A 15,204-nucleotide genomic window follows, 5' to 3' on the forward strand; every position below is an offset into this window, starting at 1 on the left:
ACCTACCCCCTCAGCACGTTTCGAATTACTCTTCCGAGCTCTCCGCCGATGCGTGGAATCCTTCCGCTCTGAATGTCTTCGATTACGTCCTTCATCATGCGATAGTGGTTCAGGAGCTCGATTACGTCGCGCTCTGACGTGCCCGAACCGATGGCGATGCGTCGGATCCGTGACTTGTTGAGAATTTCGGGGTTTTCCAGCTCCTTCTCCGTCATCGAATCCATGATAACCTTGTACTTCTTCAAGCGCTCCTCGGTGATCTGTGAGACCTTCCTAACGTTCCTTCCGCCTCCCATGCCGGGTACGTACTGCAGGAGCTTGTCGACAGGCCCCATCTTATTCAGTGTCTCTAGCTGCTCGTAGAGATCCTTGAGCGTGAACTTTCCTTCCAGGACGTCCTCTGCCTTTTCCTCTTCTTCCAGCATCTCTTCGGTCCGACGCAGGAGCTCGTCGATGTCCCCGATGCCCAGGAGCCTCGCGACGAAGCTCTTCGGGTTGAATTCTTCCAGGTCATCCACGCGCTCTCCGGTGCCGACGAACTTGATCGGAGCTCCGGTCCGCGCCACCGCGGAGAGGGCTCCACCACCTTTCGCCGAGGTATCCAATTTGGTGATGACCACGCCAGTGAGCTGAACCGCATCGTGGAACGCCTCCGCGTGATCTCCCGCCTTCTGTCCTATCGTGGCGTCCAGCACCAAGAGTACTTCGTGCGGTTCGATACGTTCCGCCATCTCCCGAAGCTCGTCGATGAGGTCCTCGCTCAGGCGGTCTCTACCCGCCGTGTCCACGATCACGACGTCACATTCGTCCTTGAGAGCTTCCACACCTTTGACGGCCATCTCGACGGCGTCGTCCACGTTCTCCACGTGGGCCGGGACGTCTACCTCTTCGGCAAGTTGACGCAGTTGTTCACCTGCCGCGGGGCGGTACGGATCCGCACCGACGAGTCCGACACGGTATCCCTTCCGCTGGAGATATCTGGCCAGTTTCGCGGCAGTAGTAGTCTTACCCATACCGTACAGTCCGACAAGCATGATGATGTTCACGTCGCGGGAGAGGTCGATGTCGAGACCCTCCGTCTTCTCACCTCCGAGAAGCTCCACGAGCTCCTCGTACACTATCCTCAGTAGGTAGTCACGTTTCGGTACTCCCGTGGGTGGTTCCTCCTCAAGGGCTCGCTTCTCGATACGTTTACTTAGTTCTAATACTAACCTTACGTCGACATCCGCCTCCAGAAGCGCGCGTTGAACGTCGCGTACCACCTCCTTGACGAAGTCCTCATCGATTATCGAGGCACCTTTGATCTTCTTGGCGATCTCAGCGAGCTTATCGGCGAATCCTATCACGATTCTTCACCCCCAATTACGCGCTCGACGAACCATTCCGATGAGAACGCCTTTAAGTCGTCGTAATCCTGGCCGACACCCAGGTACAGTATGGGGGCTCCCGTAACTTTTGATATGGAAAGTACGGCACCACCCTTAGCGTCCGCGTCAACTTTAGTCAGTATCGCACAATCGATTCCAACGTATTCATGGAATGTCTTGGCCTGCTCGATAGCATCGTTTCCGGCCAGCGCGTCACCTACGAACACGACGAGATCCGGCTCCAGAACGCGCTTCATCTTTTTCAATTCTTCCATTAAGTTAACGTCGGTGTACGCCCGCCCGGCGGTGTCGACGAGGACGACGTCCTTCCCCTTCGCTTCCGCGTGCTGCACGGCGTTGAAGGCTACCGCCGTCGGATCGTCTCCACGCTCACCCTTGATCAGAGTGACACCGAGCCTTTCCGCGTGCTCCTCCAATTGTTCAATAGCGGCCGCCCGGAACGTGTCGGCCGCGGCGATTACGACCGAGTAACCGCGGTCCTTGAGCAGTTTCGCGACCTTGGCGATGGTGGTAGTCTTACCGCTCCCGTTCACGCCGACGAACATGATGATGGCCGGTCGACCATCTCGCCGAGCCTTTTCAACGGTCTCTATAAGATCAACCTCTCTCTCCGGCTCGAGTACCGATAGGAGCGCTTCGCGTAATCCTTCCTCTACGGTCTTAGGAATTTCCGATTTGCCCTTAACCCGACGGCCGACCAGCTCCTTCTTGAGCTCCTCTCGGATGCTCTCGGCGACTTCGACCGCGACGTCGTTTCTTATGAGTTCCAGCTCAAGCTCGTCAAGGATATCCTCGATGTCGGCCTCCGTGATCGTAACCTCACGCTTGACTACCCTTTTCATGCGTTCCTTCAGCGTGGGCTTCTTGAGGTCCTCCGACATCGTTTCGACTTCCTTAACTTTTGCTTCCTTAGCCTCCCCTGCACGCTCCTCCACGCGCTTCGACACCTTCTCCTTTACCCTGCTCAAAACACTCTTCATCTTACCGAACAAGCCCTGGGGCACCCCCGAAAAACGTCGGGTTTCGGGAAGGATCATTCTCCACTAGACTGTTGGACGGTCCGCTGGGCACCTTCGAGTTGCTGCGCAAGTTCTTGTGCCTTCCTCTGCTTCTCCTGCAGCTCCTGAGCCAGCTCCTGGAGCTTCTGCTGTGCTTCTGCACGGGCTTTCTCTAGCTCCTGCCGCTGGCCGTCGATGCTCTCGAGTGCCTCATCGATCGTCCTCTCCACGGCAACGCCAGCTCCGATACCCACGATCACGCGCTCTGTGTCGGTGACACACGCTCTAACGAACGATTGAGCGCCCACCGGTACGAGGACTTCCTCGTCGCCCTCCAGCTCCTTGACGCCCTTCAAGGTCTCTTCGACACGGTTCAGCTCGCTGATCGAGGACTCTATGAGGTCTATCTGCGCGTTGATCGCCTCCATTTGCCCTTGAAGTCTGTTGATCTCGACTATCAGTCGCTGTAGTTCCTGTTGGATCTCCTGTTCGTTCTTCTTCTCCGTCATTACTCTTCCACACCCAGGAGCCGCCTTAGTATCGGGTCCTCTACTTTAGATATGTCTATCTCTCGGATCTCTTCGATCTGAATCTCCGTGCGGCTGACGCCGTGCTCGCTACCGAGATCTGAGTACACCTTCTCCAGCGCTTCCTCTTCGGACGTGGCCGGAACCTGACGCGTGAACGGTTGTCGAGGCTCGTCACCCATGCGGAACGTACCGCGGACCTCGAACACCTTCACCTCGGACATCGGGAATACCCCCCACGATTCAAATGAGGTATAATGCATCCTCCAGACGGGCGAGTTCGGGACCCGTCGTATCCTCACCGACGACAGCACCTTTAGAGTTCACCACGACACCCACACCGACGTAGGGAGATCCGCGGTTCACCGTGCCGACTTCCACGTCCACCCCTAGCACCTCCGAGACACGCTCCATTTCCTCCTCCGTCGCCCCCGGGTGTACCACAGCCCCCTTAGAGTTCGCTACACCTGCCGACCCTACAGTCTTCACACCACCGAGCTCACCACGCACCACCTTCCCGCCGAGGACTGATTCGATCACCTCCAATGCGTGATCGTCGAGATCCGGATGAACCAGCGCTCCATAATCGTTAGTGAGAACGAGATTGCCGACAGCGTTCATTTTGGAGGGGAGCACGTCGACTTCCACACCCAGCTCACGGACGGCCCGTATCTCGTACTCTCGAGCGTGTCTAGGGAACAGGGCGCCGTTGGAGTTCACGGCCAGTAGAGCGCCTACGAGGTTGCTGCCAGCCACGGTGGTCCGAACGACTTCAACGTCCAGTGCCTCTTTCATTCTTTCGACGATGTCATCCGGGACTTTGGGAGCGATGACGGCGTATTCCTCTGAGGCAGCTATCCACGCCCCGACGTTGGGGTCCCCGTGGACCGAAGCTTTGACTACGGTCATGCTTACTCCGCCAGCATGACTTTGACGGTGCCGTCCGCGTACTTCACGGCGCGGACTCTGATTTTAGATGGTGGTTTCTTGATACCCCGCTCCCAGATCTTCTCGTTCACGTCGTTGCCGATCTTGACCTCCTCCGCCTTCATGTGTCGTTCGATGAACTGTCTGAGCGCCTTGACGGCCCTCGGTGCGCGCTTCTTAAGCGGTGCCTTCTTCGCATCGCGAAGCGGCACGGTGTAAACACGCTCGTCGACGACTTCAGCCACGTTCCAATACCCCCATTACGGCTTCAGCTTGCTACGTCTCCAGTGCCTCCGCTTCGGATTGTCGATGACGCGACCGCCTGTTTTAGCCACAACCCACGGTGGGACACGACGGTTCTGCTTGATCGCTTTGGCCATACGAAGCTTCTTACCCAATGGTTTCACACGGGCCAATCGACTACCCCCTCACTTCCGTTTGAACCTTATCCGATACTCCTTTCGTGTAGCGTCCGAGACTTGTTTTAGGATTCTCTTAAGTTGATCCTCGTCGATCTTCTCCCTCAGCTGACCCGTTTGAGCCATCTGTAGTAGGTAATTTTCAACCGCCTGAGCCAGCTGTGGCCTGGCGAGCCGGACTCTAGCCAGACGTTCCCGAGCTTCTGGAGTTAAGATCCTACGGAGCATCGCCCGGCGCTGGGCTTCCTCCAGTGTTTTCTTCTCCCTTTCTTCCTCGACCTTCTTCTCCTGCGACTCCTCCAGCTTGCGTTGGAGTTCCATGATCTTCTTACGCCGGATGCGCTCGAGCTCGGGGTCGGTCATAGTGGCGACCTCCTACCCCCGATCGGTGGTTAGATGGGAGACGTGAATTTATCCGTGTACCCCTTCTCCCTAGCTATCTCATGGGCGGTTGAGTCGACGAGGGATCTGCCTTCAGGTGTAACCACTCGGCCTTCTTCGGTCTTCTCTATCAGTCCGGCCTCCTCCAACTGCTGAAGGATCTTGCGGATGATCGCGCCACTTCCCTTCCGGAACCGCTCGGGCCGAGCTCCCCGGTCCTGACGACCTCCGTAGTACGTGCGCAGTCGGGAGATTCCCACCGGACCGTCCATGTACACTCGACGCAGGATCGACGCCGCCCGCATGTACCACCAGTCCTGATCCTCCGGCGGACGCTCCTTATGGCGGCCTGTCTTAACGTACTTCGCCCACTCTGGCGGTTTTATCTCCTCGAAGTCCTTGAGCTTCTCCGCCAGACGCTCCACGAGCTCCGATCCGGGCACCACGTATGCATCGTACACGGACCTAACCCCCATCTGCCGGCCGCAAAGGGCGCGTTAATGGGTTTAACGGGAGAGCCCGTGGAACCTTCGCCATCCTTCCCTCGGTCGGAAGAGTACCGCTGTACGTCCGCGTACGTCGATTAGCTCCGCGTTGACCTTCCTAGCGAGTTCCTCGGCCAGCTCCTTCCGGTCGTACCGACGTAGGATGTTTCGCTCGAACCTGACCTTGATGAGTCCGCGCTCCTCCAGCTGTCGATCGACTTCCTGGATAACCCCGGAAGTCAGCCCTTTCTTCCCTATTTTCACTACGGGATCCAGCAGGATCGCGCGTGCTCGGAGCGCCCTACGCTCCTTACCACTCAGGCGTTTAACCTGCGTCACGATCCCTCACCCCTCCATACGCCTACGTCTCCGCTCCTTTACCTCCCGTAAATACGGATACCGATATATATAGCCACACTCAAGGCAGGTGACCGACACGTGGGGCATGCGGTTCTGTCTCAAGCGTACCCGGGCCGTGACCCCGGGGATGAGTGGGGTATTACAGCGCTTACAGAAGCTACGCTTGAGGTGCTTCGGGAGCTTAACCCGAGCTTTCATAGCTATCCTCCTGGCGAGCTCCACGTACCTCCGCGCCCTATCCGGGTCCTCGTAGTACACCGTCCGAGCCAGCCTCAACAGCCGCTCAGTGCGCTCCAAGGCTATCCTGCGCAACAGTAACACCCCCCCGGACTAAGGGGACTCGACATTGCATACTTGGCTCCTGATCTGGCTCCTGCTACCGATGATACCCGCGCAGGCCAATCCGACAAGCCGCTACCTGGAAGTCCATCCGGATACCGTCCCGGTGACATTCGAGGGGAATCCGCTGGTTCCTGCTTACGTGGAACTAACGGACGAGGGGAAGGAGGCCGCATTCTCCATACTCGAGCGTCTAGGAATCCCGTCGAAGGATGCTGCGGTGGGGTACCTGACCGATGTTTTCGTCGGGGAATCGTGCCGTGGAGACTCCCGGTGCCTCGTAGTTTACAGCCCTCAAGATGGTACCGTCGAGGTGCGACCGTGGAAGGAAGATCGGCTCTCCCTAAGGCTACCACCGCTCCGATTGGACGACCACCTTACGGAACTGCTCCTGTGTCTACCGGTACGGAAGCAAGTTGTCCTCCAGCCAGCCGTTCTCGAGCTCGGTCGGAACGTCGACGAAATGATACAACGGCGCGTCGAAGCCGTCCACTTGCATAAATTCGGCGAGCCGACGGCCGTGACCGCGGTTTACGTACCGACCGAGATGGTTGCCCTCCGGGCGTTCGAATCGTTACTTCCCGAACCACGGAACGTTGCCCGGGCCATGCTCGAGCGTCTCTCCTCCGAGGTCCGCGATGCGATTAACGAGTACCTCGTGCGAGACCGGCTGGAAAAGTTGGTAAAATCGAGGCTAGGGAGTGACGTCTACGGTCGGGTCAGAGAGTACTTCTCTTCGATGATACATCTGATGATCAGTAGAATCGAGGAGGTATACTACGATAAGGTCTTCCCGACACTGATCGAATGGTGTGCCGCCATCGTGCGGTACGTCGAAACTTCACTCATCACCACGTTCGCACTCCTGTACCCTGACAACCCGAGCGCGGACGTCCTAGAGCGTCGGGTGGTCGTGTACAACTCTCCCTGCTTCCGGATGCTCCGAAACTGGGTGCTTGAACCTTCATACACGGCCTGGAAGAGCGTTCTGTACAGCCTAGCCGTCACCGTGGCCGATTTGATCTTCGAGGCAGTGCGACCGGCCCTGTCGGCTTTGGGGTTGGAACCAGAATCGAGCCGAACAACGCTCGAGGAAATCACGAAGTCCGCCGTGAAGAACCTCATTGAAGCCCTCGATCCCTGTCTGAGGACGGTGTTAGAGCTACTTCTACTGGACACATTAACGGGGCTGACGGGAGCTTGCTGGGGTTCTTAGAAAGGCGTGTCCTCATCGTCGGGTGCGGGAACAAGTTGTTCGGAGATGACGGGTTCGGGCCCGCGGTGATCGAGGAAATGGAGCGCCGTGAGTGGGAGCACCCGGACGTGGAGATCTTGGACGCAGGAGCGGGGGCTCCGCAGAACGTGTTCTCGCTGATCGACGAGGATTCGAAGGTCGAGTATATGATAGTGATCGACGCAGTGGACGTAGGAGCGGAGCCGGGAACACTCCTGGAGTTCGGTCCAGAAGATCTCGACCCCGACCATCGCGTAATACCAGTGGACGCTCACGGATGGAGCATAGAATCCGCACTGCTGGACCTCAACGAGAAAGTCGGTCTCGACTTCCGGATATTGGGATGCCAGGTGAAAGAGCTACCGATCCCTGAGGTCCAACCTGGTCTCTCCGATCCAGTCCGTAAGGCGGTACCGAAAGCCGCCGATCGCGCGATCGAGCTCGCTGAGCGTTATTTGAGTGGAGAGACCCGATAGACCAGACCGCGGTACCTGACGCTGAGTGACCTAGCTCCCGAAGGACACGCCCGAACGCACTCTCCGCACCCCAGGCACTCACCATCCGGCGATGGACAGATTTCGGAGCATCGGCTGCACGCTAGGCACTTCTCATCGTCGACATCTGGTTCCGCCTCGGTCCGAGGACCCATCACCCACTTCAACGCCTCAGCAGCGACGTCCACGCCCAACGCTTCACGGAGCTGGGGCCAGAGTCCGAAGGGCGGGATCTCTTCGATTATCCGACGTATCTTGTCACGCGCCTCTTCCGACGGGTAATCACCGCTGAGGTAATGTGAGGCTGTGGATGGGTCAACGCCGAGCCGTGCCGCCACTTCGACGAGAGGCAGCTCGGACGCCATCCGCTCGGCGGCCAGGGCGCGGATCACGGCCTCTAAGTTGAGTTTACCGCGCCGTAAGGCCGACCACCCCTGAATCACGGTTTAATGCGTCCTAGGAGTTCTAGCGATCGTGCGAGCCGTACGACCCGTACAATCCCAGGTGATCCAACTCGACGTGCTCCCTTTTCCAGCAACTCCCATTCTAAGTCGCTCACACCGCCTAACACCACAAGCAGTATCGAGTACGTAAGTGCTCCCACAGCGGATCCGAGTAACAGCTTCAGCAGAGACCCGTGGGTTAAGAGCATGGACCACTCGGTCGTGAACCACGCTGCGACGCCTGCAATCACGGGAACTAGCACCCATCTCAGCTTGAGGTGTGTCTTGGCATGTACCATTACAGCGCGGACTATCAGGATCATTGCGAGCCAATCGGAGATAGCCGTGGCGACGGAAGCCCCGAAGATACCCCACTTCGGTACCATGATAGCGTTCAGGACTACGTTCGCGACCAGCGAAAACGAGAGGACGACCAGCGGCAGGCGCTCGCGCCCTATCCCCTGGAGCAGGCTCGCACAGCTGCGAAAGACCACTATGAAGGCCATGGCGGTTGGCAGCACGTAAAGCGCCTGAGCACCGGGCCGAAAGGCGGGACCGAAGAAGAGTGTGATAAGGGGCTCCGCCAACACACCCGTCAGGACCGCCACCGGGATCAACAACGTCCACATCGTCTTGATCGCTATATGGGCGTACTGTCGTAGTGTCCGCTCATCCTTTAGGGCTTCGGCCTCGGAAGCCGCCGGAAGCAGCGCGGTCGCCACCGCCGCGCACAACGTGGTCGGGAGGCGGGCGATGGGACCGGCCGCGTCGTAGTATCCGACCCAAATTGTCCCTAAAAAATACCCTATCACCAGGAGGTCGACGTTCGACTGGATCATGTCCGCGATACCGGTTAGTGCGACCGGAAGACCGAAAGTCAGGGCGCTCTTGGCAACACGGTTCGGAGGGAGCGGTTCATCCTCTCTGGGTATCTTCGGGAGGTACTCGCTCCTAAGCTTGGCCGCCCCATAGAGTCCCGATGTGGCGTACGCCAGCGTCGCCGAGGCGAAGACGGCACCGGTCGGTCCGTACCCAGCCAGGATGAGCGCGGGTGCTCCACCCACCCGGGTCCCCTGCTCGACGAACTGCGTGAGGACGTACCGCCGCATGTCTTGGAATCCTTGGAAAACACCACGAACACACGAGGCGAAAGCTGCGAAGGGCAGTCCAATAGCCGTGATCAGGAGCGGCGTGTAGAGGCGTGGATTGTGGAAGTACCACGAGGTCAAGTAAGGAGCGGCCAACGCAAGTATCAACGCGGCGAGGGTGGACAGGGCGACCAGAACTAACGTCGGGACCACGATGAACTGGCGGACCTTCGTCCCCTCACCGAGTGCGTGGTACTTGGCTACGTACCTCGCGACGGCGGGCGGCACCCCGAAGGTTGCCAAGAACATCACGATCGTCTGTATTACCATGGTAGACGACACTATTCCGTACCCATCGGGCCCCAGCAGGCGGCCCACAAGGAGTCGGTACACGTATCCTCCCAATCTAAGGAACAACGAACCGACGAGGACCGTGAGACTGCCTTTAACGAGCTTGAGTAGGGGCAATGAGAGACCCCGTCACTCTTCGTACACCGGCGTACCTTCCTTCTTCGTGAGCTCCCGGAACGTCTCCATAATACGCCTCGTGATGGGTCCTGGGCATTCCTCGCCGATCTTCCGCCCGTCGACCTTTCTAACGGGCGCCACTTCCGCTGCCGTGCCCGTTAGGAACACCTCGTCCGCCGCGTACAGTTCCCCCAATGTTATCCTCTTCTCCTTCACTGGTATATCGAGCCTCTCGCAGATCTCCATCACGGTCGCCCTTGTAATCCCACGGAGAATGGTATCCTCCGGTGGAGTGTACACGGTCCCACCTTCCACTACGAACACGTTGTCACCGGTACCTTCGCAGACGTATCCTTCGTGATCCAACATGATGGCCTCGTCGGCGCCCGCCAGGTTAGCTTGGATCTTCGCCAGGATGTTGTTCAAGTAGTTGCACGATTTGATCTTCGGATCTAGCGCGTCCGGTGGAATACGACGCACGGAAGCCGTGATCACCTCGATCCCCTTCTCGTACAGGTCCCCGTACAGCGGCTCCATAGGTTCCGCGATTATCACAACATTAGGTTCTGGACATTTCTCCGGGTCCAACCCGAGATCACCTTCACCGCGTGAAACCACCACGCGAATGTAAGCGTCCCGCAGCTTGTTGGCCCGTACGGTTTCGATGATGGCTTCCTTCATCTCCATCTTGGTCATCGGTATCTCGAGCATGATAGCCTTCGCGGAGTCGTAGAGTCTGTCGACGTGCTCATCCAACTTGAATATCCGACCGTCATAGGCCCGAATGCCCTCAAAAACACCGTCGCCGTACAGGAACCCGTGATCGTAGACGGAGATCTTAGCCTCCTCTCTGGGGACTAGTTCGCCGTTCAGGTAGATGAGTTGCCCACGCTTGGACAACCCGAAACCCCCCGACCGCTGCTCGTCGGAATGATGTTAAAACACTCTCCCTCACCTTCCTCGTCGTGAAACGATGCACATCGATATGTGGGGTGCCGAAAGGTGGTCCAGATCCAGTACGTGATTTTGGAAACCACCATCAGCAACATTATATCCACGATTGTTGAAAAATACGCGAAGGACCCCATCACCAAACGGTATGTCAGGCAGATGGTTGAGAACATTGTTTCGGATGTACTAAGGGAAGCTCGAAAACGCGATATTGGTCTGAGTGACCTGTTTGACTCCGAGGGATGGGTACTAAGGGAAATATCCGAGCGTATCTCTAATACGATAGAATCGATCGGAATACCATCCGAGGATGTTCAGAAAACAGTCCTAGGGACCCTCTCATCAGAGCTTAAGTCACCCTCTACGTATTTCAAGTCGATAGCCAAAACGATGTCGGAAGTTCTATCCGGCAAGAACGAGGACGTCCCTGATGAGTACTTCTTTGAGAAAGTTCTCAACCGGCTAATAGAAAGCGCTGACGAGTTCGTGTACCTAGCCAGCCCTTGGGTGTCAAGTCCTGAAGATTTAGTAAACGAAGGTGTCATATCACTGAAGGGATTGAAGAATTCAAACATTGAGCTTTGCCTTCTAGTAGCGTCGGGAGAAAATGACGAGAAAGTATTGAAAGAATGGGCGGCTTTAGGGTTCGAAATTAGAGAAGCAGAAGGTAGACGTAAGGACGAGTTAGGAATCCATTGTAAAGTGTATGCGAACGAGAAGATGGCGCTCGGGGCCAGCTGGAACCTCACCGTATCGGGTCTTCGACGTCTTCGAGCCATGCGCGAAGTGCACACACTTAACCCGAAAACAGAAGAGTGCGACGTGTGCAAAACCAATTATGAACAACTGATTTCAGAGTTTAACTTTCGGTGGATGGAGTCTAAGCAGAAGTTTTTCAGTGACGAAGGAATCGATGGCAGAGCTGTTTTTAAAATTGAATGGGACGACGACAGACCTAGAAAGATTTTAATCTACCGGGAGAACGGTAAGCGTTGGCTCACAATCAACCTTAGGGAAGACCACGATGGGTTCGTGTTCAACGGTCGAGTGTACCGATACGTCGAGGAATACCACGGGTTCACAACTTTGTTCTTCCAGGACCCAGACATTGCAGCCAAAGTTGTCTATCCTTTCGTCGGACTGAAGCTTAAGAGGATCCGGCCCGAGCACTTGGACATTGTGGAAAAGAAAGTGGACTGGAAGGACAACGCGAAGAAGTACGTGCTGAGATTCACGGACAGTCTCTACGACGGAGCGTTCGTCGTTTGGGGGCTGGACCCGGATCCTAACTCATACTTCTACGTCTACGGTGGTAGACTCTTGGTTGCTAAATGTGAAGAGGATGGCGGTACGATCACGGTGAAGTTCATCGACTCCGCGGATCCGGACGACATGCCGGATTGGGTATTCGGAATGGTAGATATAGGATTGCTCTTCGATAGTTCTTCTCTGGAGGGGACACCGACGCTCTTCGTCTACGATTGATTTCCTTACCCCTTCATTTTCGCGACGAAAAATCCGGCAGTGTCGTGCCTGAACGGCCAGTACCGTCGCACCTTCCTGTACTCACGGAACCGCTCCCCACGAAACTCCTCGATCCCGGGTGACCCTGGTACGTCGACGTCAACTAGTTTCACGTCGAACTCCTCCAGGGCGCGTTTCACGATCGCCTCGTTCTCCTCCCACGATACCGAGCACGTCGAGTACACCAACGTGCAACCGTATTCTTCCGCGATACGGAGCGCGGGTTCCAGTATCTCCCATTGCCTTTCCGCGAACCGTTCCAACGGCTTAGGCTTCCACCGGCTGTCCGGGTTCCTGTTCCAGACCCCTGTGGTCGAGCACGGTGGGTCCACCAATATACGATCCGGGACGCTGGGCAAGTCGTCCACCGTCAGCCCACGGGCGTCCCGACAGATCGTTCGGACACAGGTTATCTCGAGCCGACGGCACCGGCGTTCCAAGACCCGGAGTCCCAGTTCCGATTTGTCCACGGCCCACACCTCACCTTCGTCGAACATGCGCTCCGCCGTGTGTGTGGTTTTACTACCCGGTGCTGCGCAGATGTCGAGCACGGTCTCGCCCGGCTCGGCCCCCAGGGCGGCGGACGCGGACGCCGACGCGAGATCCTGCACGTCGAACAGTCCCTCCCGCCAAGCCTTCGATCCGTACCCTCTGCCCCTGACCAGCGCACGCACCTCCTCTAAGAAGGTGGGCTCTGTCACGATACCATACTCTCTCTCCAATACGTCATCCGCGGTCAGCGGGTCCAACTTCAACCGATTTACTCGGAGGTACTGCGGCGGTACCCGGTTGTTCGCGCGCAGAAGTAACTCGACTCTATCCCGATCACCTCCGAAGATTTCCAGCATGTAGAGCACGAACCACTCGGGATGCCCGTACTCCAGCGCGAGGCGTTCCGTCCATGGGCGATCCTCCAGCACGTTCTTCACGGAGACGCGTTCCACGCCGCGGAGTACGGCGTTGACGAAAGCTCCCGCCCTGCTCCCCACTAGCTTCTTCGCGATCCTGACCATGCAGTCGGTCACCGCTGGTGAAGGGTTCCTCCAGATTTTCATCTCCATGGTGCCGACCCTGAGTATCTGGCGCACGTAAGGCGACCTCACGTCCTCTGGATGTACGTCCGAACCCGTTGCTATGAGTTCGTCCAATAGGTTCCGCCGCTTGATCGTTTCGTACACGAATGCCTGCACGGATCGTCGGACGTCGGTCGAACGGTCCCGGCAAGTACGCTCCACGGCCTCTGGTATCGGCATTCCACGGGTTTCCACGAGGACCAAGGCTTTAACCGCAAGAAGTTGGTTCTCCATGCACCGCCACCCCGGCGGGTGATACGGTGGAAGTCATCAAAGTGGGTGGAGAGATACTGGACCGTGTTGAAGACCTAGCCCAGGTCATCGATGACACCATCGTGGTGCACGGTGGCGGTCCGGAGGTCTCGGACGTGATGGAGCGCATGGGACTCGAACCGAAGTTCGTCCGCGGACTCAGAGTCACCGACCGAGAGACGTTGCACGTGGTGACGATGGTCTTGGCCGGTTTAGTGAACAAACGCTTGGTGGCCGAGCTGCGCTCGGAAGGCATCAACGCGTTAGGCTTGTCCGGAGTCGACGGCGGTCTCCTGATAGCAGAAAAGAGGTCGGAGGTTATTGACGGGAAGGAGGTGGATCTTGGGTACGTGGGGGACGTTAAGCGCGTCAATGCCGAGTTACTCGAATCACTGCTGGATGCCGGGTATGTCCCGGTGGTTGCCCCTATTGGGGTGGGCGAAGACGGGACCTTGTACAACGTGAACGCCGATACAGCCGCTGGGGCCATCGCCGGGGTAATGCGCGCGGATCGGCTCGTACTACTGACGAACGTGCCAGGAGTCCTGGAAGATCTAGACGACCCCGAGACCATTATCGGACTGGTGCGCCCGGAGGACGTCGAGGAGCTTGAAGAAAAGGGAATCGTCACCGGAGGTATGGTGCCGAAGCTTGAAGCCGCCAAGATGGCTGTGGAGGCGGGATGCCGGGAGGCCGTGATCACGAACCTTGAAGGGTTGCTCGAGGGGAGGGGAACTATCATGAGGTAGCCGAGCACCTTGGCGAGAAAATCGAAAAATACAAACTCCCGAGTGTATTGGACGGGTGCGAACCTAGGGACCGCGCCGTAGAGCGTCTACTAGACATGGAAGGTAGGTACTCCCCCATGTCCGGTACTTCCTCGGTAGGGATGATCGTGGGGATATCCTTCATACGTCTCTTACGCGTGGGTCCTTCTGAGAGCCGAGGCCGAAGCGTAGGCGTACTGGACGTCCCGGAAGGGTGAAGTGTGTCCTGCCCGCAGGTGATGATTGTCATCCCGGCTGACCCCCTCCCGGGCATGATGGGGACCACCCAGCTGAAGGGGGTGTCGTCGTAAAATTGGTCCGACTCGTGTCGGTAGGGAAGCATGGCGGTGTATCCGTCGAAGTCCTACACCCGCAAGATCTTCCCCCGCAGTTGACTTCATTCTGTAAGATTAAGATCAACGGAGCCAGAGTCATCTCTCGTAAGAGCAATATCGTAGCCTTCCGTGGTAGACCGTCCCTGGAGCCGCTCGACGAACCAGGCAATTTCATATCGATCGCCGCTCGTGAGAGCGAGGTCATGATAGTCGGTGATCCGTATCTGCGAGTGCTTGCGATCGATGAGGGCGAACGGATCGTCGTGAATACGGACCGTCTCCTCGCCTGCCTTGACTTCGAGACCGTGGAACTACAGAACGACGAGATTACGGTGGTCGAGTGCGTAGGACCTGATATCGTGGTTCTCGCGTGTTCGAGCCCCGTAGTCGCGTCGCTGAAGCTGGAAGGAGACACCGCACACGTACAGACGGGGAGCATCCTGTGTTGGTGGGGAAATATCCACATGGAGACTGTCAGTGGCTTCCTCAAGCTCTCCGGCCAGGGTCACGTGATATTGTCCATCACCAAGAAACCAGACACCACCGAGAAGGCCGTCACATCGAGAAAAGTCAGCCCTTGGATTTAGCGGCTTCCCACGATCCTCAGTAATGTTACGGCTCTTGTAACGATTCGAGGTTTGGTGCGGCCGCCGGGATTTGAACCCGGGCCACGGGCTCGGCAGGCCCGCGTCCTACCAGACTAGACTGCGGCCGCTCGCCCCGTTGTCATCCCGGCTCCTCAGTCTACTTA

At 57.5% G+C, this 15,204-nt stretch carries 21 protein-coding genes and 1 tRNA gene; 6 read left to right on the forward strand and 16 right to left on the reverse strand.

Features of this window, described 5'->3' with window-relative positions:
- Positions 1-2 precede the first annotated feature (2 nt).
- Genes BW921_RS01325 through BW921_RS01375 form a run of 11 tightly spaced genes read right to left on the reverse strand, consistent with a single transcriptional unit; the run spans position 3 to position 5,797 of the window.
- Positions 3-1,346 carry a signal recognition particle protein Srp54 gene (locus BW921_RS01325; protein ID WP_148688247.1) on the reverse strand — a complete coding sequence of 448 codons (1,344 nt, stop codon included), beginning with the start codon at positions 1,344-1,346 and terminating at the stop codon, positions 3-5.
- Entirely contained in the window at positions 1,343-2,380 is a 1,038-nt protein-coding gene (gene ftsY, locus BW921_RS01330) for a signal recognition particle-docking protein FtsY (protein WP_236953758.1), read from the reverse strand. Before ftsY ends, BW921_RS01325 begins: the two co-directional genes overlap by 4 nt.
- Before the next feature lie 41 nt (positions 2,381-2,421).
- Positions 2,422-2,895: a prefoldin subunit alpha gene (pfdA, locus tag BW921_RS01335; RefSeq protein ID WP_088334813.1), complete on the reverse strand. Its 474-nt coding sequence runs from the start codon at positions 2,893-2,895 to the stop codon at positions 2,422-2,424.
- Complete coding sequence (gene rpl18a / locus BW921_RS01340; RefSeq protein ID WP_088334815.1) at positions 2,895-3,137, reverse strand: 50S ribosomal protein L18Ae; 243 nt, start codon at positions 3,135-3,137, stop codon at positions 2,895-2,897. Before rpl18a ends, pfdA begins: the two co-directional genes overlap by 1 nt.
- A 19-nt stretch (positions 3,138-3,156) precedes the next feature.
- The gene (locus BW921_RS01345) at positions 3,157-3,822 is read right to left on the reverse strand and encodes a translation initiation factor IF-6 (RefSeq protein WP_148688248.1); all 666 of its coding nucleotides are present in this window, start codon (positions 3,820-3,822) and stop codon (positions 3,157-3,159) included.
- 2 nt (positions 3,823-3,824) lie between these two features.
- On the reverse strand, positions 3,825-4,085 hold the full coding sequence (locus tag BW921_RS01350; RefSeq protein ID WP_088334819.1) for a 50S ribosomal protein L31e: 261 nt from the start codon (positions 4,083-4,085) through the stop codon (positions 3,825-3,827).
- Positions 4,086-4,100: 15 nt separating this feature from the next.
- Positions 4,101-4,256 (reverse strand): 50S ribosomal protein L39e, encoded by a 156-nt coding sequence (locus BW921_RS01355; RefSeq protein WP_011019986.1) that lies wholly within the window; start codon positions 4,254-4,256, stop codon positions 4,101-4,103.
- Positions 4,257-4,268: 12 nt separating this feature from the next.
- Complete coding sequence (locus BW921_RS01360; RefSeq protein ID WP_088334821.1) at positions 4,269-4,622, reverse strand: DNA-binding protein; 354 nt, start codon at positions 4,620-4,622, stop codon at positions 4,269-4,271.
- A 29-nt stretch (positions 4,623-4,651) separates the two neighbouring features.
- Entirely contained in the window at positions 4,652-5,101 is a 450-nt protein-coding gene (locus BW921_RS01365; RefSeq protein ID WP_210400481.1) for a 30S ribosomal protein S19e, read from the reverse strand.
- Between the two features lie 45 nt (positions 5,102-5,146).
- Positions 5,147-5,464, reverse strand: a complete 318-nt coding sequence (gene yhbY, locus BW921_RS01370) for a ribosome assembly RNA-binding protein YhbY (protein WP_088334824.1) — start codon at positions 5,462-5,464, stop codon at positions 5,147-5,149.
- 6 nt (positions 5,465-5,470) lie between these two features.
- Complete coding sequence (locus tag BW921_RS01375) at positions 5,471-5,797, reverse strand: ribonuclease P protein component 4 (protein WP_236953759.1); 327 nt, start codon at positions 5,795-5,797, stop codon at positions 5,471-5,473.
- Between the two features lie 34 nt (positions 5,798-5,831).
- Between BW921_RS01375 and BW921_RS01380 the strand changes: the two genes are divergently transcribed.
- Positions 5,832-7,040, forward strand: coding sequence for a hypothetical protein (locus BW921_RS01380; RefSeq protein ID WP_168168626.1), 1,209 nt, complete (start codon positions 5,832-5,834; stop codon positions 7,038-7,040).
- Positions 7,025-7,534 carry a coenzyme F420-reducing hydrogenase, FrhD protein gene (gene frhD / locus BW921_RS01385; protein WP_168168627.1) on the forward strand — a complete coding sequence of 170 codons (510 nt, stop codon included), beginning with the start codon at positions 7,025-7,027 and terminating at the stop codon, positions 7,532-7,534. The genes BW921_RS01380 and frhD overlap by 16 nt, the downstream gene beginning before the upstream one ends.
- On the opposite strand, the gene BW921_RS01390 is transcribed toward frhD, so the two are convergent.
- From BW921_RS01390 to ilvE, 3 genes are read right to left on the reverse strand one after another with little or no spacing between them, the layout of a single operon-like run.
- Complete coding sequence (locus BW921_RS01390) at positions 7,510-7,995, reverse strand: 4Fe-4S binding protein (protein WP_168168628.1); 486 nt, start codon at positions 7,993-7,995, stop codon at positions 7,510-7,512. The genes frhD and BW921_RS01390 overlap by 25 nt on opposite strands.
- The gene (locus tag BW921_RS01395) at positions 7,992-9,551 is read right to left on the reverse strand and encodes a flippase (RefSeq protein ID WP_148688254.1); all 1,560 of its coding nucleotides are present in this window, start codon (positions 9,549-9,551) and stop codon (positions 7,992-7,994) included. The genes BW921_RS01390 and BW921_RS01395 overlap by 4 nt, the downstream gene beginning before the upstream one ends.
- A gap of 12 nt (positions 9,552-9,563) precedes the next feature.
- Positions 9,564-10,451 (reverse strand): branched-chain-amino-acid transaminase, encoded by an 888-nt coding sequence (ilvE, locus tag BW921_RS01400; RefSeq protein WP_148688255.1) that lies wholly within the window; start codon positions 10,449-10,451, stop codon positions 9,564-9,566.
- 102 nt (positions 10,452-10,553) lie between these two features.
- On the opposite strand from ilvE, the gene BW921_RS01405 reads away from it, so the two are divergent.
- Positions 10,554-11,987: a hypothetical protein gene (locus BW921_RS01405; RefSeq protein WP_148688256.1), complete on the forward strand. Its 1,434-nt coding sequence runs from the start codon at positions 10,554-10,556 to the stop codon at positions 11,985-11,987.
- A gap of 5 nt (positions 11,988-11,992) precedes the next feature.
- On the opposite strand, the gene BW921_RS01410 is transcribed toward BW921_RS01405, so the two are convergent.
- Entirely contained in the window at positions 11,993-13,333 is a 1,341-nt protein-coding gene (locus tag BW921_RS01410) for a transcription antitermination factor NusB (RefSeq protein WP_148688257.1), read from the reverse strand.
- A gap of 26 nt (positions 13,334-13,359) precedes the next feature.
- On the opposite strand from BW921_RS01410, the gene argB reads away from it, so the two are divergent.
- The 3 genes from argB (at position 13,360) to BW921_RS01425 (ending at position 15,040) form a co-directional block, all read left to right on the forward strand.
- Positions 13,360-14,100: an acetylglutamate kinase gene (gene argB, locus BW921_RS01415; RefSeq protein ID WP_148688258.1), complete on the forward strand. Its 741-nt coding sequence runs from the start codon at positions 13,360-13,362 to the stop codon at positions 14,098-14,100.
- Between the two features lie 47 nt (positions 14,101-14,147).
- Positions 14,148-14,336: a hypothetical protein gene (locus BW921_RS01420; protein WP_148688259.1), complete on the forward strand. Its 189-nt coding sequence runs from the start codon at positions 14,148-14,150 to the stop codon at positions 14,334-14,336.
- A 95-nt stretch (positions 14,337-14,431) separates the two neighbouring features.
- Positions 14,432-15,040: an AIM24 family protein gene (locus BW921_RS01425; protein ID WP_148688260.1), complete on the forward strand. Its 609-nt coding sequence runs from the start codon at positions 14,432-14,434 to the stop codon at positions 15,038-15,040.
- A 52-nt stretch (positions 15,041-15,092) separates the two neighbouring features.
- On the opposite strand, the gene BW921_RS01430 is transcribed toward BW921_RS01425, so the two are convergent.
- A tRNA-Gly gene (locus BW921_RS01430) sits at positions 15,093-15,168 on the reverse strand.
- Positions 15,169-15,204: the final 36 nt, after the last annotated feature.

The organism is Methanopyrus sp. SNP6 (assembly GCF_002201895.1).
Taxonomy (GTDB): Archaea; JAADCQ01; Methanopyri; order Methanopyrales; family Methanopyraceae; genus Methanopyrus.